This is a genomic window from Cellulomonas sp. P5_C5, assembly GCF_054049655.1.
On record NZ_JBFULY010000002.1, the window covers coordinates 139,762 to 156,710 of the forward strand.

At 69.8% G+C, this 16,949-nt stretch carries 17 protein-coding genes; 13 read left to right on the forward strand and 4 right to left on the reverse strand.

Annotation, left to right across the window (positions count from 1 at the left end; translation table 11 throughout):
- Positions 1 to 28: 28 nt before the first annotated feature.
- From ACXJKF_RS02465 to ACXJKF_RS02490, 6 genes are all read left to right on the forward strand, one after another.
- Positions 29 to 304, forward strand: a complete 276-nt coding sequence (locus ACXJKF_RS02465) for an acyl carrier protein (protein ID WP_456786154.1) — start codon at positions 29 to 31, stop codon at positions 302 to 304.
- Positions 301 to 1,044, forward strand: coding sequence for a hypothetical protein (locus ACXJKF_RS02470; RefSeq protein ID WP_456786155.1), 744 nt, complete (start codon positions 301 to 303; stop codon positions 1,042 to 1,044). Before ACXJKF_RS02465 ends, ACXJKF_RS02470 begins: the two co-directional genes overlap by 4 nt.
- An 11-nt stretch (positions 1,045 to 1,055) precedes the next feature.
- Positions 1,056 to 2,096, forward strand: a complete 1,041-nt coding sequence (locus ACXJKF_RS02475; protein WP_456786156.1) for a hypothetical protein — start codon at positions 1,056 to 1,058, stop codon at positions 2,094 to 2,096.
- On the forward strand, positions 2,081 to 2,818 hold the full coding sequence (locus ACXJKF_RS02480; protein WP_456786157.1) for an MBL fold metallo-hydrolase: 738 nt from the start codon (positions 2,081 to 2,083) through the stop codon (positions 2,816 to 2,818). The genes ACXJKF_RS02475 and ACXJKF_RS02480 overlap by 16 nt, the downstream gene beginning before the upstream one ends.
- A 186-nt stretch (positions 2,819 to 3,004) precedes the next feature.
- Positions 3,005 to 3,988 carry a hypothetical protein gene (locus ACXJKF_RS02485; protein WP_456786158.1) on the forward strand — a complete coding sequence of 328 codons (984 nt, stop codon included), beginning with the start codon at positions 3,005 to 3,007 and terminating at the stop codon, positions 3,986 to 3,988.
- 230 nt (positions 3,989 to 4,218) lie between these two features.
- Positions 4,219 to 5,226 carry an ATP-grasp domain-containing protein gene (locus ACXJKF_RS02490; protein ID WP_456786159.1) on the forward strand — a complete coding sequence of 336 codons (1,008 nt, stop codon included), beginning with the start codon at positions 4,219 to 4,221 and terminating at the stop codon, positions 5,224 to 5,226.
- Positions 5,227 to 5,259: 33 nt separating this feature from the next.
- On the opposite strand, the gene ACXJKF_RS02495 is transcribed toward ACXJKF_RS02490, so the two are convergent.
- Entirely contained in the window at positions 5,260 to 5,985 is a 726-nt protein-coding gene (locus ACXJKF_RS02495) for a DUF4386 domain-containing protein (protein WP_456786160.1), read from the reverse strand.
- A 161-nt stretch (positions 5,986 to 6,146) separates the two neighbouring features.
- Here ACXJKF_RS02495 and ACXJKF_RS02500 point away from each other — a divergent pair, with 161 nt between their 5' ends.
- The gene (locus tag ACXJKF_RS02500; protein ID WP_456786161.1) at positions 6,147 to 7,349 is read left to right on the forward strand and encodes a sensor histidine kinase; all 1,203 of its coding nucleotides are present in this window, start codon (positions 6,147 to 6,149) and stop codon (positions 7,347 to 7,349) included.
- Positions 7,346 to 7,999, forward strand: a complete 654-nt coding sequence (locus ACXJKF_RS02505) for a response regulator (protein WP_456786162.1) — start codon at positions 7,346 to 7,348, stop codon at positions 7,997 to 7,999. Before ACXJKF_RS02500 ends, ACXJKF_RS02505 begins: the two co-directional genes overlap by 4 nt.
- Before the next feature lie 12 nt (positions 8,000 to 8,011).
- On the opposite strand, the gene ACXJKF_RS02510 is transcribed toward ACXJKF_RS02505, so the two are convergent.
- Together ACXJKF_RS02510 and ACXJKF_RS02515 are read right to left on the reverse strand one after the other, a co-directional pair.
- Positions 8,012 to 8,716 carry a DUF7168 domain-containing protein gene (locus ACXJKF_RS02510; RefSeq protein WP_456786163.1) on the reverse strand — a complete coding sequence of 235 codons (705 nt, stop codon included), beginning with the start codon at positions 8,714 to 8,716 and terminating at the stop codon, positions 8,012 to 8,014.
- A gap of 69 nt (positions 8,717 to 8,785) precedes the next feature.
- Positions 8,786 to 9,433: a GNAT family N-acetyltransferase gene (locus ACXJKF_RS02515; protein WP_456786164.1), complete on the reverse strand. Its 648-nt coding sequence runs from the start codon at positions 9,431 to 9,433 to the stop codon at positions 8,786 to 8,788.
- Between the two features lie 83 nt (positions 9,434 to 9,516).
- Between ACXJKF_RS02515 and ACXJKF_RS02520 the strand changes: the two genes are divergently transcribed.
- From ACXJKF_RS02520 to hisF, 5 genes are read left to right on the forward strand one after another with little or no spacing between them, the layout of a single operon-like run.
- The gene (locus ACXJKF_RS02520) at positions 9,517 to 10,443 is read left to right on the forward strand and encodes an ABC transporter ATP-binding protein (RefSeq protein ID WP_456786165.1); all 927 of its coding nucleotides are present in this window, start codon (positions 9,517 to 9,519) and stop codon (positions 10,441 to 10,443) included.
- Complete coding sequence (locus tag ACXJKF_RS02525) at positions 10,440 to 11,276, forward strand: ABC transporter permease (protein WP_456786166.1); 837 nt, start codon at positions 10,440 to 10,442, stop codon at positions 11,274 to 11,276. The genes ACXJKF_RS02520 and ACXJKF_RS02525 overlap by 4 nt, the downstream gene beginning before the upstream one ends.
- Entirely contained in the window at positions 11,273 to 12,091 is an 819-nt protein-coding gene (locus tag ACXJKF_RS02530; protein ID WP_456786167.1) for an ABC transporter permease, read from the forward strand. Before ACXJKF_RS02525 ends, ACXJKF_RS02530 begins: the two co-directional genes overlap by 4 nt.
- Positions 12,092 to 12,134: 43 nt before the next feature.
- The gene (gene hisH, locus ACXJKF_RS02535) at positions 12,135 to 12,764 is read left to right on the forward strand and encodes an imidazole glycerol phosphate synthase subunit HisH (protein WP_456786168.1); all 630 of its coding nucleotides are present in this window, start codon (positions 12,135 to 12,137) and stop codon (positions 12,762 to 12,764) included.
- A complete protein-coding gene (hisF, locus tag ACXJKF_RS02540; RefSeq protein ID WP_456786169.1) occupies positions 12,754 to 13,551 on the forward strand; it encodes an imidazole glycerol phosphate synthase subunit HisF in 798 nt (265 codons plus the stop codon). The genes hisH and hisF overlap by 11 nt, the downstream gene beginning before the upstream one ends.
- Before the next feature lie 64 nt (positions 13,552 to 13,615).
- On the opposite strand, the gene ACXJKF_RS02545 is transcribed toward hisF, so the two are convergent.
- Positions 13,616 to 16,774 (reverse strand): glycoside hydrolase family 9 protein, encoded by a 3,159-nt coding sequence (locus tag ACXJKF_RS02545; RefSeq protein ID WP_456786170.1) that lies wholly within the window; start codon positions 16,772 to 16,774, stop codon positions 13,616 to 13,618.
- Between the last annotated feature and the right edge of the window lie 175 nt (positions 16,775 to 16,949).

Genomic DNA, 16,949 nt, shown 5'->3' on the forward strand with positions numbered 1-16,949 from the left:
AGAAACAACTGAGGGAGCACGGAAGAGCATGAGTGCAAGCGACCACCAGTTCCTGGAAAGCGTCCTGAGGCTCGTGCGTGGGCTCAATCCCTCGGCGGAGGCCCAGTCCGGCGTCGAGATCACGCCGGACACCGACCTGATCCAGGCCGGAATCATCGACAGTCTTTCGATCATGGCCCTGCTCGTCTTCCTGGAGCAGGAGACCGGCACGCAGGTGCCGCTGGAAGACCTGCTGCTCGACAGCATCCGCACCGCCCGGACGATCGACGACGTCTACGGGCCGCGGGCCCCGCAGACCGCATGAGTGCGGTCGACGCGCTGCTCGCCTCCAGCGACACGGAGGCCCGGATCGACAGCGTGCTCGCTCGGGTGGAGGCCTTCGCGGATGCCGAGGAGCTCAGGCTCTCGCCTCTGCTGCCTAGAGGTTCCGCGATGGCGGCGCACTATGTGCGCAGCTTTCCGCAGCATGCACTGGTCGTGTCGGGCGCGATGGGAACAGCGTCCGAGTACCTGCTGGCACCGACCGCCTGCTACGCGGTGTTCGACTACCTGAAGGAGCGCGCTCTCCCCGGTGCGTCCCTCTTCACGCACAAGAACCTCTGCTTCCGCGCCGAGGAGACGTACCGGAACGGCGAGCGCCAGGCGTCGTTCCTCATGCGCGAGTACATCTTCGTGTCAACGAGTCGGGACCTGGTCCACCAGTGGGTCGAGACCCTCGTGCGCGACATCCCTCAGGTACTCGCGCAGGAGTTCGGGGTCACTGCAGTCGTGGAGAAGGCCTGCGACCCGTTCTTCGATCCTCGGGATCTCCACCTGAAGTTCCAGGAGTCCGAGAACCTCAAGTCCGAGTTCGTCGTCGACGGGCTCGCTGTCGCCTCGGTCAACCTGCACCTGCAGGCTTTCGCGCGGAGCTGCAACCTGCGCTCTGAGGACGGATCTCCTCTGTACAGCGCATGCTTCGGCCTCGGATACGACCGCCTCGGCGCCAAGGCGGCTGTGAACTCCGGTTCACGGCCCCTCGGCGTGCGACGACCGCAAACCTGAAGGGACACACCATGGAGCGCCTGAGGATTGGCGACCCCCTGGATGTCGATCGGCTCCTTCGCGGGAAGGAGTTCCGGGCCGACCACCCGTTCCGGGTGTCGCGGCGGATCCTCGGCGTGTCCACGCTCGATCTCGAAGGAGTCGAGCATCGCAACCGGAAGCGTGAGTGGTGGGCCGAGTTCGGGAAGCAGTGGACCGACACCGACGCGGCTCAGGAGATGATCAGGTCCGCAGTCGCCGGCGGCTTCGCCCGAGCGCGGGAGAGCGAAGACCTGCTGAGCGCCTGCGTCTACGTCCCGAACCGCGTGGTCCTGGATCTTCTGGGCTTCCACGGCATGGATCCTGTCGAGCACTATGCGCGTCTCGAGCCGGTGATCCGGACCCTCGGAGGGTTCTCCGAGCCGGAAGACCGTCTGGCGCAGTCGAAGAAGTACGTGCAGGAGCTCGTTCGTGACGTCACCGTGCCGTTGTTCTCCGATCTGCCGGACGACGCCCGGTCGGCCGAGCTGGCACTGTTCCTCATCGCAGGCGCTGAGACGACCGTCGTCGCTCTGAAAGTCGTCACCGTGGCGTGGTGGAGCGATGCCGCCGCCGTGACGGGCGACGTGCGGGTCTCCGGTTCGCGGAACGTCGTCATGCGTCTCCTCGCCAAGGACGCCCCGCTGGGGTTGACGACGCGGCACGCCACCAAAGATCTCGAGTTCGAGAACGTCGGCCATATACCTCGGGGCTCGCTCATCGACGTCGACCTGGCGACGGCCTGCGTCCGGTCGGACGTCGACGGGCCGGACTCCCGCCGCAGTTCCCAGGGTTACGTCTTCGGCGCGGGCGCGCATCGCTGCCCGGGCGACCGCCTGGCCATGCTCGAGGTCGAGAACTATCTCGACGGACTCGTCCAGCTGGACGCGGCGGACTTTGTGCCTGTCGGTACGAGCGAGCCACGGCCTTCGACGTTCCGGCATCCGGCGTGGCAGGCCCTCAAGCGAACGGCGAGCCCGCGATCGGACCACGCCGAGGAGACGCTGGAGGTCGGTCGATGTACAAGGTCGTGATCGGCACGGCCGGTCCAGCGCATTTCCCGAACTACCAGTACGTCATCGGGGACCTCGAATCCGGCCATGCGGTCGTCGTGGATCCCGCGTGGGACGTCGAGAAGCTCGCCCACCGGATCCAACGACAAGGCTGGAACCTGCAGGCGATCCTGCTGACCCACGGGCACTCGGATCACGTGCGTGGTGTCGCCGAGCTCACGGGCATCATGCCGGTCCCTGTGTGGATGTCCGGTGACGAGGCGTCGTACTACGACTTCGACGTACCGGGCCTGGCGCACTGCCACGACGGCGAGGTGCTCGCCGCCGGCTCCATCGAGGTGGGTGTGAAGCTGACGCCCGGCCATACGGTCGGTTCGTGCTGCTTCCTCGTCGGCGACCACCTGTTCGTCGGAGACACACTGTTTCCCGAAGGTGTCGGCTTCACCCACTTCGAGGGAGGCTCCGCATCGGACCTCTACGACAGCGTGCGGCGACTGAGTCACGAGGTCGCCGACGAGACGAAGGTCTACTCGGGGCACCGGTACGAGCGAGGGCCTGGCATCACCTTCGGCGAGCTCCGACGCCTGAACATCTACCTGCGCCTCTCCAGCCGTGAGGACTTCGTGGCGTTCGCGAACAGGCGAACGGTCGCGTCGTCGCACGACCGGCTCCTGCCGCAGACCTCGGGGACTGCGGGAGTAGTCGGTTTGACGTGGGACGACGTCGCCTCTCTGGATGCGTGAATCGGTGCGATCCGGCTCCCGACGTGATGTGACGACGTGAATGGACAAGTCTCCGACCAGGAGTTGACGGCAAGCATGATGAGTTCTTCGGTGCCTCCCGACTGGCCACGCGTCGGGAGCTTCTACTCCTCGCCGAACTGGCTGCGGTTCGTCGACTCTGACGGACTGGGCCGTTCCGCCTACCTGGTGGAGGACGGGGTCGGCGTCGTCGCCCACCTCGCTCCGGAAGACGGGCATCCGGACTATCGCTTCGAGACCGTCCTCGACAGCACGGACGACCGTCCGCGGCTGCTCATCGGAGGCCGGCGCGGATTCTGCTCCCCTGTCGTCGGCAGTCCTCGATCGCCCGCGGCGTTGGCCCGGCTCATGGGCACCGCACTCGACGCGTTCCCCGAGGTGGACGGCGCGTGGTGGTGGCCGTACGTGCCCTCGGACGACGTGCCGGACGTCGTGGCCGCCGCGCGGTCGCTCACCGGTGAGAATCCAGGCGTCCACCTCGTCGACGCCGACTGCATCGTGCAGCAGGTCCCGCTGGACGCCCCCTTCGCGTCGACCCTGGTCAAGAAGCAGCGGCGGACGAACTGGCACCGCGAGTGGCGGCGCTTCGCCGAGAGCGGCCTCGAGCTGCGGCAGGTGCCGATCGACGAGGTCGTCGCGTGCGGAGCGCCGCTGCTGCAGCAAGTCGAGCTGAAGTACGGCAACGAGCATCCGGTGGAGCGCTTGAAGGCGACCCTGGGACGGCAGGCGCGCCTGCTGGGCGAGGAGGCCGTGGTGCACGCCGTCTTCGACGGCCCGCGCATGACCGGATACTCACTTGCCTACCGATGGCTCGACGAGTTGGCCGTTCGCCTGGTCGGGCTGGACTACGCGGCGCAGCGCGACGCCGCAGAGTATGCCGTGCTGCTCATGCACGGACCTGTCCGGTTCGCGCAGGAGAACGGCATTCGATCGCTGCACCTTGGCACCCGGAGCTACGCAGCCAAGTGCCGACGCGGCGCCCGGGTCCGCGCCCTCTGGGTGGTGGCACCCGGAACCACGACCTCCGAGGCGGCGATCGGAGAGAGGGCCGGCTCGATCCTGGCCGACCTCCCCACGACAGAGGCGGAGGCGTTTCGTTCGGAGATCGCCGCGGTCCAGGCCGCGGTGTCGATTGGAGGTGGCCACGGATGACCAGTCACGCCGTCGTCCTCACGTCCCGGCGACGTGCCTTCCCGCTCGGGTTGCTGAACACGCCGTCGGTCGATCATGTGACCGTCATCGCGGAGTCCGGCCACCCGCACCGATTCCCGCGTGGTGGTGGCGCGCCCGGCCTTCCCACCGTGGATGTCGTGGATGTCGAGAGCATCCGTGACACGAGCCAGGTACTCGGCGCCGTCCGTGAGGCGTCAGCGTCACGTCCCGTGGATCGCATCCTGTCGCCGGTGGAGTTCGGTGTCGCGACTGCCGGCTTCCTGCGCTCCTCGCTCGGGGTCGTCGGGGAGCCGTTCGACGTCGGTCTTGCCTTCTCCGACAAGTTCCTCATGAAGCGACGTCTCGCAGAAGCCGGGCTGAGGACCGCCCGCTTCCTGCGGGTCTTCGACCCGGCCGGCGTTCGGCAGGCGGGGGACACCTTGGGCTGGCCGGTCATCGTCAAACCGACGGTCGGCGCGCTGTGCATGGACGTGGCTCGGATCGACGGTCCTCGAGAAGCAGATGCCTGGGCGGCCGGTCCGGTTGGAGATCGCCTGCGCGCCGACGGGATGCCCGTTGCCGTGGAGCAGTACGTCGCGATGGACCGCGAGTTCCACGTCGACGCCGTCGTGCGCGACGGCGAGGTGCTGTTCGCCACCGTGTCGATCTACTTCGACCCACTGCTGGGCCGGATCGACGACTTCGACGGATCGTGGATAGTCCCGCGCGACCACCCGGACCACGAGGAGGCGCTGGCGCTCACCACGAGGTGCGTGAAGGCGCTCGGGCTCCGCGATGGTGTCGCTCACGTCGAGCTGTTCCGCTCCCACGACGGATTCCGGATCGGTGAGGCGGCGTGTCGCCCTCCCGGCGGGGGGATCGTCGAGGCCATCCGGCACCAGCACGGGGTCGACCTGTGGGAGGCCTACTGGTCCGTGTCGCTCGGGAACGAGCCGGTGCTCGAGGTCGTCTCGACCACGGGTCTCGTCGTCAACGTCAACCTTCCGATCCGCCCGGGCCGGATCGTCGAGCTGTCCACCGAGGAGGAGATTCGCGCGGCGTGCCCAGGGCTCATCGACATCCGGATGACCATGAGCGTCGGCGACGTGATCTCGTCCGACCTCAACTCGTCGTCGACACCAGGTGTCGTCTTCTTCCGCGCCCGCGACGAAGCGGAGATCACGGCGACGCTGGCATCGCTTCGACGTGCCTACCGGCTGGAGGTCACGCCGATCTGACGTCGGCGCCCACCACGATCCCGACAGGGACGCTCACCACGACGATCGACCCGGACCGACGACCTGGTCCTGCGCGCGCAGCGCGGGCCCTCGCGGAACGGCGACGGCGGGCCGGCGCACGCCCCGGACCAGCAGGTACACGATCAGGGTGAGCTCGGCGACGGTGGTGACCGTCGCGACGACGCCGGCGGGGACGGTGGCGTCGGGAAGCCCGAACAGGATCACCGGGTCGAGCACCCATGCGACCGAGCCGGCGATCAGGAGCACGCCCAGCCACGTCGGGAACAGGGTGGTCCGGACCGCGGCCCAGCCCATCGGGAGCAGCCAGAGGCCGAAGAACACGCCGCCGAGCGAGTAGCCGTAGGCGTGCAGGTCGAGCAGCAGCAGGGTCGTGGACGCGTCGTACGCGGGGTCGGTCGCGGTGAGCAGGGCTCCCACCTGGAACGTCAGGTTGACCAGGATCGAGCTGGCGCCGACCGCGACGAAGACCAGCAGGGCCGTGCCCGCCCGGCGGTGCACGCCGTCGAGCAGCCGGAAGAGCGTCAGGCCGAGGAGCACGAAGACGACGGCCATGAGGATGTCGGCCACGAGGCTGAGCCGGAACAGGGTCTCGTGCTCGACGATCCCGGCGGCGGTGGCGGCCGCGTCACCCCGGACGTAGACGGAGCCGCGCGCGACGAGCTGCGCCCAGGAGCCGAGCACGGCGAGCAGGAGGTAGAGGACGCCGGCGGTGCGCGCGAGCGTGAGCGGTCTGGTCATGGGAGCTGCTCCAGGGTCGGTGGGAGGTGGCAGCCTCACCGTCCTGGCAACGGGTCCGCCGCGGCATCGGCGCTGCGGTCAGCGCGGGCTCCACCGGATGGTGGAGACGGAGCGGCCGGAAGGTGGGCGGAGGGCGCCCATGCACTGCCTAGGCTGCGGTCATGCTGTTCTCGACCCCCACACCGCCACAGGCCGCGCTGTCGCGCTGGTCACGGGTGTGGCGGTACCTGGTGGCGTTCGCGGTGGGGGTGAGTGCCTGGGGCATCATGGTGGCCGAGCGCGCGACCTCGTCGCCAGAGCCGGACGCCCTCGTGTTCGTGCTGACGATGCTCGACCTGCTGCTGGGACTGGTGACGCTCTGCCTGCTCCCACTGCGGCGTCGGTACCCGCTGGCGATCGCGTGCCTGACGATCCTCGCCACGTCGATCTCGGTGGCGAGCATCGGACCGGCGACGGTCGCGCTCGTCTCGATGGCCACGTGGCGTCGGCGGGCGTGGGTGGTCGTCGCCGGGGCGGCGTCTGTTGTCGCCGCGGTCCTCTCGGAGCTGTACTACCGCACGGCGTTCCCGCCGCCCGAGGCGGACGGCTACCTGATGCTGTTCGGGGTGCTGGTCGGGGTCATCTACTTCGTCGCGGTCATGGCCACGGGCTACTACATCGGCACCCGCCGGGAGCTGGTCGCGTCGCTGCACGAGCAGGTGGCCACGGCGGACCGTGAGCGGGAGCTGGCGTCCGGGCGGGCCCGCGACGCGGAGCGGACCCGGATCGCGCGGGAGATGCACGACGTCCTGGCGCACCGGATCTCCCTGGTCGCCCTGCACGCGGGAGCGCTGGCCTACCGGGACGACCTCACGCGCGAGGAGACTCGGGAGACGGCGCAGACCATCCAGTCGAACGCCCAGCTGGCCCTCAGTGAGCTGCGTCAGGTGCTCGGCGTGCTGCGGGCCGGCGCGGACGCGGCGGGCGTCGAACCTCCGCAGCCCACCCTGGCCGAGCTCCCCGCGCTGCTCGCGGACGCCGAGGAGGCCGGGTCGGCCGTCACGCTCGACACCGCTGACCTGGCGGAGGACCCGCGCCCGCAGACCCTGTCCCGCACGTCGTTCCGGATCGTCCAGGAGGCGCTGACCAATGCCCGCAAGCACGCCCCCGGAGAGCCGGTGAGCGTCCGCCTGGCAGGCGGACCCGGCGCCCAGCTCGAGATCGAGGTGCGCAACAGCCTGAGCACCCTTCCCGACGGGCGACCGGGAGGTGTCGGCCTGGCCGGCCTGGCCGAGCGTGCCGAGCTGGCCGGCGGGGAGCTCGAGCACGGTGTGGGGCCGGACGGGTCGTTCGTCGTGGGGGCGAGGCTGCCGTGGCCGGCGTGAGGGTCGTGGTCGTCGACGACGATCCCCTGGTGCGGGCGGGGCTGCGGATGATCCTCGGGGGTGCACCCGACCTCGACGTCGTGGGCGAGGCGTTCGACGGCCAGGACGCGATGGACGTGGTCGCGCGCGAGCAGCCCGACGTGGTGCTCATGGACATCCGCATGCCGCGGATGGACRGCCTGGCGGCGACGCGGCGGCTCAAGGAGCGCGGCAGCACGGCACGGATCATCGTCCTGACCACGTTCGACACCGACGAGATGGTCCTCACGGCGCTGCAGCTCGGTGCCGCGGGGTTCCTGCTCAAGGACACCGCACCTGCCGACCTGGTCGTCGCCGTGCGTCGGGTGGCGCTCGGCGAGCCGATGCTGTCGCCGAGCGTGACCCACCAGCTGATCGCGGCGGTCACCCGGCCGGACGACGACGGGCGCCGGCGCAAGGCCCGCACCCTCCTCGCGCGTCTCACCGAGCGTGAGCGCGAGGTCGCTGTCGCGGTGTCCGACGGGTTGACGAACACCGAGATCGCGCGGTCGCTGCACCTCGGGGTCGCGACGGTGAAGACGCACGTCGGCAGCGTGTTCGCCAAGCTCGAGGTGACCAACCGCGTACAGGTGGCGCGGTACGTGCACGACGCGGCCGACGACCGCTCCTAGGGTCACCGGAAGTCACCGCTCCAGGGCGGCCGCGCCGCTCCCGGACATCGTGCGCTCCGAGACGGCGATGTCGGCGCGAGCGCCCGCCRCTGCGCCGGCCGCCCATCCCCGACCGGACAGCCGACGGGTGGTGCGCCGCAGGTCCGGGAACGCGTCGGCCACGGCGGCGTCGACGTCACGATCCCGCGCGGCGAGGACGAGCGCACTCGACGTGCCCTCCGTCTCCGCCACGACGAGGACCTCGGCGTAGAACTGCCGCAGGCGATCGGCGACGATCGCCGCGAAGCCCGCCGCGAACGTGCGCTTGTCGCTCGCCGCGCCGCCGTGCCGGTACATCTCCGCGAGCATCTGCGGCTCGAGCGACGCCGTCAGCACGGCAGCCATCGACATGTCCGAGGCGAAGCCGAAGGCGACGAACTCGGTGACCCCGTCCCGACGCACGCGGACCGGCCGGCAGCCGAACGCGCGGTAGACGGCGTTGCGCAGCTCGATCCGGTCCGCGACCCACGACCCCGTGACGTGCACCCCGGCACGGACCGGCTGACGTGCGGTCGCGCTCGTCATGCGCACGCCGGCCTCGTCGATGCTGTGCCGGAGCATGAGCTTCTCGGCGCGGACCCGGGCGAGCTCGCGCTCCGGCTGGTGGGGTGAACCGCCGTCCGCGATCGCCAGCAGGGTTCGGATCAGCGCGAGGGTCTCGTCAGGGGACTTCGGCACCAGCGCTCCCAGGGTTGTGATGGAGCGGTCACCGTAGGCCAGGGCACAGACACGCGGGTCGTCCGCGCGTCAGATGCCGAGCTGCTCCCGCGCGCCCTCGATGCCGCCCAGGCTGACGTCCGGTCGCAGCGCGGCGGGCCGGGCGTCCCAGGCGGCACGGTCCAGCAGGTACCGACGGCTGACGGCGGGCTTCCCCTCGCGGGCCAGGACCTCGGTGCCGTTCTGGGCGTAGCCGAGGCGCCGGGTCACGCCGTTGGACGGGGCGTTGTCGTCGAACGCGCTGGTCGTCGCGCGGAGCCCGTCGAAGCCGTCGAAGAACAGGTGCAGGATCATCAGCCGCATCCGGGTGCCGATGCCCTGACCGTGGTGGCGCAGGCCGAGCCACGAGCCGGTCTCGGCGGTGCGGGTGATCGGGAAGTCGTGCGCCATGAGCGACTGCGTGCCGAGCACCTCACCGTCCCGCACGACGGCGAGCTCCAGCTTCCACCTCTCCGGCGTCACCGATGCTCGCGCTCCCCACTGGTAGGTCAGGATGCTCCGGGCCACCTCGACCGGGGTGCCACGCGTCCACGGGACGGTGAACGGCATCGCCTCGGGCGCGTGGATGCCGTCGGCCGCGAGCCGCGCGAGGGCGTGGACGTCCGCGTCGTCCATGTACCGCAGCTCGAGGTCTCCGCTGCGCACGCGCAGGCCGGCGAGGGGCCAGAGGTCGTCCATCGGTGCAGGCTGCCTGCGACCGCTGCCCGGGTCAACCTCAATGCGCTGGGTGCTGTCGCTCCTCTCGTCTAGGTTCGTTCTCTGTGACCGCACCTGTCATCGCCGCCCACGGCCTCACCAAGCGCTTCGGCGACTTCACCGCCGTCGACGGCATCGACTTCGAGGTCCCGCCCGGGGAGTCGTTCGGGCTGCTCGGACCCAACGGCGCGGGGAAGTCGACGACCATGCGGATGGTCGGTGCGGTCTCGCAGCGCACCGCCGGGGACCTGACGGTCCTCGGCCTCGACCCCGACTCGCACGGCCCGGAGATCCGGTCGCTGCTCGGGGTGGTGCCGCAGGAGGACAACCTCGACACCGAGCTGCGGGTGCGGGACAACCTCATCGTGTACGGGCGCTACTTCGGCATCCCCCGGTCGGTGTGCGCGACGCGGGCCGACGAGCTCCTGGGCTTCGCGCAGCTGGAGGAGAAGCGCAACGCCAAGGTCGACGACCTGTCGGGCGGCATGAAGCGGCGGCTGACGATCGCCCGCGCGCTGATCAACGAGCCGCGCATCCTCATGCTCGACGAGCCGACGACCGGCCTCGACCCGCAGGCGCGGCACGTGCTGTGGGATCGCCTGTTCCGGCTCAAGGAGCGCGGCACCACCCTCGTGCTCACCACGCACTACATGGACGAGGCCGAGCAGCTGTGCGACCGGCTGGTGGTCGTCGACAAGGGCAAGATCATGGCCGAGGGCAGCCCGTCGGCGCTGATCCGGCAGTACTCGACGCGCGAGGTGGTCGAGCTGCGGTTCGGGTCGGAGCGCAACGCGGACGCCGCGGTGCAGATGGCGGGGCTGGTGGAGCGCATCGAGGTCCTGCCGGACCGGGTGCTGCTGTACGCCGAGGACGGCGAGGCGGTGCTGGAGCGGGTGACCGACCTCGGGCTGCACCCGACGACGTCCCTGGTGCGACGCTCCAGCCTGGAGGACGTGTTCCTGCGGCTCACGGGACGGAGCCTCATCGAATGACGGCGACCCTCCCGGAGGTGGCCGTCGCGGCCGCCGCCAGGCCTCGGCGGTTCGGCGCCTGGTACATCGCCGAGCACCAGCTGCGCGGCATGAAGGCGTACGGCTGGACCATCGTGGTCGGCAGCGTCGGCAACCMGCTGCTCTACCTGCTCGGCATCGGGCTGGGCCTGGCGGCGTTCCTCGACCAGCCGATCGCGTCGGGTGCCGACGGGCTCGTGGACTACGTGTGGTTCGTGGCGCCGGCGCTGCTGGCCACCGCCGCGGTCACGGTCGCGATGGACGAGTTCACGTTCGTCATCATGGCCGGGTTCAAGTGGCGCAGGATCTTCTGGGGCATGAACGCCTCCCCGGTCGCGCCGCCGCAGATCGCCGCCGGGCTGGTGATCTCGGTCGTCCTGCGGATGCTGTTCACCTGCACCATCTACTACCTGCTGATCCTCGCGTTCGGTGCGGTGGGTGACCCGGTGACCGGGGCGCTCATGCCGCTGGTCGGCGTGCTCGGCGGGCTGGCGTTCGGGCTGCCGCTGATGGCGTTCTCGGCGGGTCTGACCGAGGACAAGGGTCAGTTCGCGCTGGTCAACCGGTTCATCTTCACGCCGCTGTTCCTGTTCTCCGGCACGTTCTTCCCGCTGGCCACGCTGCCCGTCTGGCTGCAGTGGATCGGGTGGATCTCGCCCATCTGGCACGCGAGCGAGATCGGCCGGACCCTCTCGTACGGCTCGCCGCCCGGTGCCTGGCCGGTCGGCTGGCACCTCGCCGTCCTCGTCGTGCTCGCCGCGGTCGGCTGGGTGCTGGCGCGACGCGTCTTCGTGAGGAGGCTCCGCGCCGGATGACCACCACGACGACCGAACCGACCCACAAGGCGACGATCAGCTCGCTGTACGCGCGCAACGCGCGCTCCGTCGTCGCGCGCGGGCTCAAGGCGACCAAGAGCACCAACTGGGTGATCGTGCTGTCCGGGTTCTTCGAGCCGGTGTTCTTCCTGCTCGCGATGGGCCTCGGGCTGGGCACGTTCATCGGCGACGTCGAGCTGCCGAACGGGACGTCGGTCTCGTACGCGGCGTTCATCGCACCGGCGCTCCTGGCGGTCTCCGCGATGAACGGCGCCGTGTACGACTCGACGTGGAACGTCTTCTTCAAGATGCACTTCGGCAAGCTCTACGACGGGATGCTCGCCACGTCGCTCGGCCCTCTCGACGTCGCGTTCGGCGAGATCACGTACGCGCTGCTGCGCGGCGGGGTCTACGCCGTCGGCTTCCTCACCGTCATGCAGGTCATGGGCCTGAACCTGGCGTGGTCCGCCGCGCTGGCCATCCCCGCGGTGCTGCTCGTGGCGTTCGGGTTCGCCAGCATCGGGATGGCCGTCACCAGCTACATGAAGACCTTCCAGCAGATGGACTGGATCAACTTCGTGATGCTGCCGATGTTCCTGTTCTCGGCCACGTTCTACCCGATCACGGTCTACCCCGGCTGGATCCAGGGCCTCATCAAGGCGCTCCCGCTGTGGCACGCCGTGGAGTTGGTCCGTGGCCTCACGCTCGGGGTGCTCGACGGCTCGATGCTCACGCACGTGGCGTACTTCGTGGTCATGGTCGGTCTCGGCCTGGCGTTCACCACCGTGCGGCTGCGGGCCCTGTTCCTCGACTGAGCTGACCAAATGGTGAGACTCGTGCCCGTGTAGGATTGGGCAAGTGATCGGGATCATCGACTACCGCACCGGTAATTCACAGAGCATTTCTTATGCGCTCGAACATCTCGGTGTCCCGCACGCGCTCGTGACCAAGCCGGGTGAGTGCGACGAGGTCGACAAGTACATCCTGCCCGGGGTCGGTGCTGCCGGCGTGACCATGGAGTCGCTGGCCCAGGAGGGCTGGATCGACCACCTCACCGAGAAGGTTCTGGGCGATGGCCAGGGGTTTCTCGGCGTGTGCGTCGGGCTGCAGGTGCTGTTCGAGCACTCGGCCGAGGGCGACGTGGAGTGCCTCGGCTGGATCAAGGGCAGCGTGCACGAGTTCGACAACTCCCAGGTCCGCGTCCCGCACATGGGCTGGAACAATGTCGAGGTGCGCGGTGACCACCCGTTCTCGCRGTCATTCACGCCGGGCGGTTTCTATTACTTCGTGAATTCCTTCTACGCCAAGCCGACCGACGATTCCGCGCTGGTCGGCGTGACGACGTACGGCCAGGAGTTCGCCGCCGCCGTGGCGTACAAGAACATCATGGCGACGCAGTTCCACACCGAGAAGAGCGCACGCGCCGGCCTGCAGGTGCTGAAGTCGTTCTGCGACCTCGACATCAAGGACGTGAACGATGCTCGCTAACCGCCTGATCGCCTGCTTCGACGTGAAGGACGGGCGCGTCACCAAGGCCCAGCAGTTCCAGGACAACATCGACGTGGGGGACCCGGCCGAGCTGGCCGACCGGCTGTACCACGAGGACGTCGACGAGATCGTCATCTACGACATCATGGCGAGCGCCCAGAAGCGCCAGATCGACCTCGCCATGGTCCGCAAGGCGGCGCACCGCACGTTCGTGCCGCTGACGGTCGGCGGCGGGATCCGGCACCTCGAGGACATGCACGAGGTGCTGCGGGCCGGTGCGGAGAAGATCAGCATCGACTCCATGGCCGTGCGCAACCCGCAGATCATCACGCAGGGGTCGGTCGAGTTCGGCCGGCAGTGCATCGTGCTGAGCATGCAGGTCAAGCGCGTCGAGAAGACCGCGACGATCCCCAGCGGCTACGAGATCGCGATCGACGGCGCGCGCACGTACACCGGCATGGACGCGGTCGAGTGGGCCAAGCGCGGGCAGGACCTGGGCGCCGGCGAGATCGTGGTGAACAGCATCGACCGCGACGGGACGGGCGCCGGCTACGACCTGGACATCACGCAGCAGATCACCGAGGCGGTGTCGCTGCCGGTCATCGCGTCGGGCGGTGCCGGCACGGTCGGCCACGTGGCGGATGCGTTCCGGATCGGCGCCACGGGGGCGATCACCAGCTCGATGCTCTACTCGCCGCGCGTCGAGCACACCCTGTCGGTCGGGGAGATGAAGGCGCAGCTGGCCGAGATGGGCGAGCGGGTGCGCCCGGTGCACAGCGCCGACTGAATGGCCAGAAGGGCGCCCACCCCGGTCAGCGGGATGGGCGCCCTTCGTCGTCCAGCAGGTCAGGTCAGCCGACCGTGCAGGCCACCCCGTTCACCGTGAAGGCGGTCGGGGCCGTGTTGGTGCCGGAGTGGGACCCGTTGAACCCGATGTCCGTGCTGGCGCCCGGGGCCAGGGTGGCGTTCCACCCGAGCCCGGTCGCCGTGACGGCGGATCCCGTCTGGGCCCACGTGGCGCTCCAGCCCTGGGTCAGCTGCTGACCCGTGGGGAACGCGAACGCGAGGTTCCACGTCAGCGGAGAGGTCGACGTGTTGGTGACCTTGATGCTGCCCGTGAAGCCCACGTTCCAGCTGTTGGCCGAGTACTTCACGGCGCAGCCGCTGGTGGACGTCGTCGGCAGGGTCGTGAAGGTCACCGACGAGCTCGCCGCCGAGGTGTTGCCGGCGCCGTCCTTGGCCCGCACCGCGTAGGTGTACGCGGTGTTCGCCGTGAGGCCGGTGAGCGTCGTGGACGCCGAGGTCGGCGAGGCCACCAGGGTCGACGTCGAGCCCTGGACCCGGTACACGTCGTACCCCGCCAGCCCGCTGCCGCCCGAGTCGGTCGACGCGGTCCAGGTGAGGACCGCCCCGGTCTGGGTGACCGACGAGGCCGCCGGGGTGCCGGGCACGGTGGGTGCCGTGGTGTCGGCGGCGGTCGTGGTGGTGAACGTGACCGCGGTCGAGGAGGGCGACGTGTAGCCGAGCGTGTCCTTGGCCCGCACCGCGTAGGTGTACGCGGTCCCGGCGGTCAGGCCGGTGAGCGCGAACGTCGTACCGGTGGCCGTGCCGACGACGGTGCTCGTCGACCCGCTGACCCGGAGCACCTCGTACCCGCTCAGCGGGTTGGTCCCGGCGGTCGAGGCCGTCCAGGTCAGGGTGGCCCCCGACGAGGTGACGGACGACGCGACCGGGGTCCCCGGCGTGGTCGGCGCGATGACCCCGTCGGGCGGGGCCGCCGTCGTGAACGTGCCGGCCGACGACGCCGCCGAGACGTTGCCCGCGACGTCCTTCGCCTTGACCGTGTACGAGTACGCGGTGCTCGGCGTGAGGCCGGACAGGACGGTCGACGCGGCCGTCGTCGAGGCCACCAGGGTCGAGGTGGAGCCCTGGACCCGGTAGACGTCGTAACCGGCCACCCCGCTGCCCGCGTCGGTCGACGCGGTCCAGCTCAGCGACGCGCCCGTCGAGGTGACGCCGGACGCCACGGGGGTGCCGGGGACGCTCGGTGCGGTCGTGTCGGTGACCGTGCCGGTCGGCTCGGTGCCCCAGATCAGCTTGCCGCCGTCGTAGAGCGTGATCGCCTTCGTCTTGGCCAGCGCGGTGGTGTTCAGGCCGGCGAACGAGGCGTCGTTGGCCGCGTTCCACGTGGAACCACCGCTCACCCGGAACTGCAGCTCGCGCCGGTGCTGCGACTGGCCACCGGGGTAGATGTTCTGACCGACGCAGCTGAGCTCGGCGTAGTAGAGCGTGCCGCCGGCGCTGACGGGCTTGGCGGTCTGCGGGCCGCACTCGCTGTAGTTGGCCGAGAGCGTCAGGTTCGCCGCCGAGTCACCGGAGTCGAGCGTGAACCAGTACCGGAGCGTGCCGTTCTTCAGCGCCCGCGCCGGGTACGCCGACTGGTTGCGGATCATGGCCTTGACCTCGGTGAACGTGCCGCCGGCAGGCTGGTTGAGCATGGCCTCGACGAAGATCTCGTCGCCGTCGGGCTGCTCGGCGACGGGGAAGCCGGACAGCGGGGTGCCGCCGTACTCCTGCGTCAGCCGTGCGAGCGCGCTCGAGAACCCCGCGTTGTAGTCCGTGGCCACCTCGTTCGCGGTGTAGTCGGACCGCAGGTCGGTGTAGGTGTCGTTGGGACCGCTGGGTCCACCGACGAGCGCGCCGTACAGCACGTGCCTCGTCGCAGCCGGCGCGGTCAGGGAGTCCAGCCACGAGCCGTGCGCGGTGCGGTGGTGCGGGTTCTGCGGCGGGTTCGCGCCGAAGCCGACGACGTAGCTGGACTTGCGGGGGTTGTCGCCGAGCGCGTAGTTGATCTGGCGCACACCGAAGTCGTGGTACCGCGCCTTGCGCGTGGAGTCGGTCAGCCAGTCGGAGTAGACGAGCGCGACGAACGACGTGTTCGCGGCGTACCGCAGCGAGCCCCACGAGTCGAGGACGGCCTGGCCGCCGGGCGAGTACGGGATCCGCTGGCCGTTCACGCCCACGGTCCAGTAGTCGAGCCACCGGTTGGCGTCGTCGACGTACTGCTGCTTGCCGGTCTCCATGGCCAGCAGCGGGTACATCGCGTAGGTCTTGTCGTCCCACGCGACGGTCCACTTGTAGGACCGGGTCGTGGTCTGGTTCTCGACGCTCAGCTTCTGGTACTCCGCCTCCGCCTTGGCCAGGTAGGTGGCGTCACCGGTCGCCTTGTAGAGCCAGTAGGCACCCCAGACGAGCTCGTCCTGGTACCCGGACCACGACTTGTAGTACGCGGCAGCGGCGGTCACGCAGTCGGAGTACTTGCCCCGGTACGTGTCCGCGAACGAGTAGAGCTGCTTGGCGTGCGACAGGAGCGTCGCGGAGTAGGTCGGGTCGTCGGTCTTGAAGACGATGGCCGCCGACGCGAGCGACGCCGCGGTCTCACCGGCGACGTCGGAACCGGGGCAGGACGCGCTGACCTTGTACGACGGCCGCGCCATCGTCATGACCTCGGCGGGACCCCACCACTTGTGGTCGGCCTCGCCGTCGCCGATCTGCACGTAGAGCTCGTTGGGCGCGGTGTGCGCCTTGATGAAGTAGTCGTTGACCCAGCGCAGGTTGCCCTTGAGCTCGTCGAGCTGGCCGGCCTTGGTGTAGCCCTGCGGTGCGGCGATCGCGCCCCACGCGAGCATGGTGGAGCTGAACGCCATCGGCAGGCCGAACTTCACGTGGTCGCCCGCGTCGTACCAGCCGCCCGTCAGGTCCTTGCCGACGTCCGAGCCGTCGGTGAGCGCGGAGTCGCCGCGCCACGAGACGGGGTTGTCGGCGGGCAGGTCACCGGCGCGCTGCGCCTGGTAGAAGAACATCGACTTCTGGAGGGCCTCGGCGTAGTTGTACGTCGGGTCCGCGGCCGTCGCGGCGCCGGCCAGCGGGGCGACGAGCAGCCCGGCGGCGACGGTCAACGCGGTCGTGCACGCGATCGCGACGCGACCGCGGGATCTGGGGCGGGGCATGGGGTCCTCTTTCACGGCACGGGAGAAACAGGGGCCGGCGGGTGGCCCCGGCGTCGCCTCGCTGCGGCCCCGGCACGACGCGCCTGGCGCATCGTGCAGAGCCGCTGGTCGGAGGGTCAACGGCCAAAACGTTTCGGTAGACGACGACGGCCCCCGGTCCGTGCGGACCGGGGGC

What these genes read in the sequence shown, in the direction of transcription:
- ACXJKF_RS02475 (WP_456786156.1), top strand. Translation starts at nt 1,056, where the DNA reads ATGGAGCGCCTGAGGATTGGCGACCCCCTGGATGTCGATCGGCTCCTT.
- ACXJKF_RS02465 (WP_456786154.1), top strand. Translation starts at nt 29, where the DNA reads ATGAGTGCAAGCGACCACCAGTTCCTGGAAAGCGTCCTGAGGCTCGTG.
- ACXJKF_RS02500 (WP_456786161.1), top strand. Translation starts at nt 6,147, where the DNA reads ATGCTGTTCTCGACCCCCACACCGCCACAGGCCGCGCTGTCGCGCTGG.
- ACXJKF_RS02545 (WP_456786170.1), bottom strand. Translation starts at nt 16,774, where the DNA reads ATGCCCCGCCCCAGATCCCGCGGTCGCGTCGCGATCGCGTGCACGACC.
- ACXJKF_RS02530 (WP_456786167.1), top strand. Translation starts at nt 11,273, where the DNA reads ATGACCACCACGACGACCGAACCGACCCACAAGGCGACGATCAGCTCG.
- ACXJKF_RS02495 (WP_456786160.1), bottom strand. Translation starts at nt 5,985, where the DNA reads ATGACCAGACCGCTCACGCTCGCGCGCACCGCCGGCGTCCTCTACCTC.
- ACXJKF_RS02480 (WP_456786157.1), top strand. Translation starts at nt 2,081, where the DNA reads ATGTACAAGGTCGTGATCGGCACGGCCGGTCCAGCGCATTTCCCGAAC.
- ACXJKF_RS02515 (WP_456786164.1), bottom strand. Translation starts at nt 9,433, where the DNA reads ATGGACGACCTCTGGCCCCTCGCCGGCCTGCGCGTGCGCAGCGGAGAC.
- hisF (WP_456786169.1), top strand. Translation starts at nt 12,754, where the DNA reads ATGCTCGCTAACCGCCTGATCGCCTGCTTCGACGTGAAGGACGGGCGC.
- ACXJKF_RS02470 (WP_456786155.1), top strand. Translation starts at nt 301, where the DNA reads ATGAGTGCGGTCGACGCGCTGCTCGCCTCCAGCGACACGGAGGCCCGG.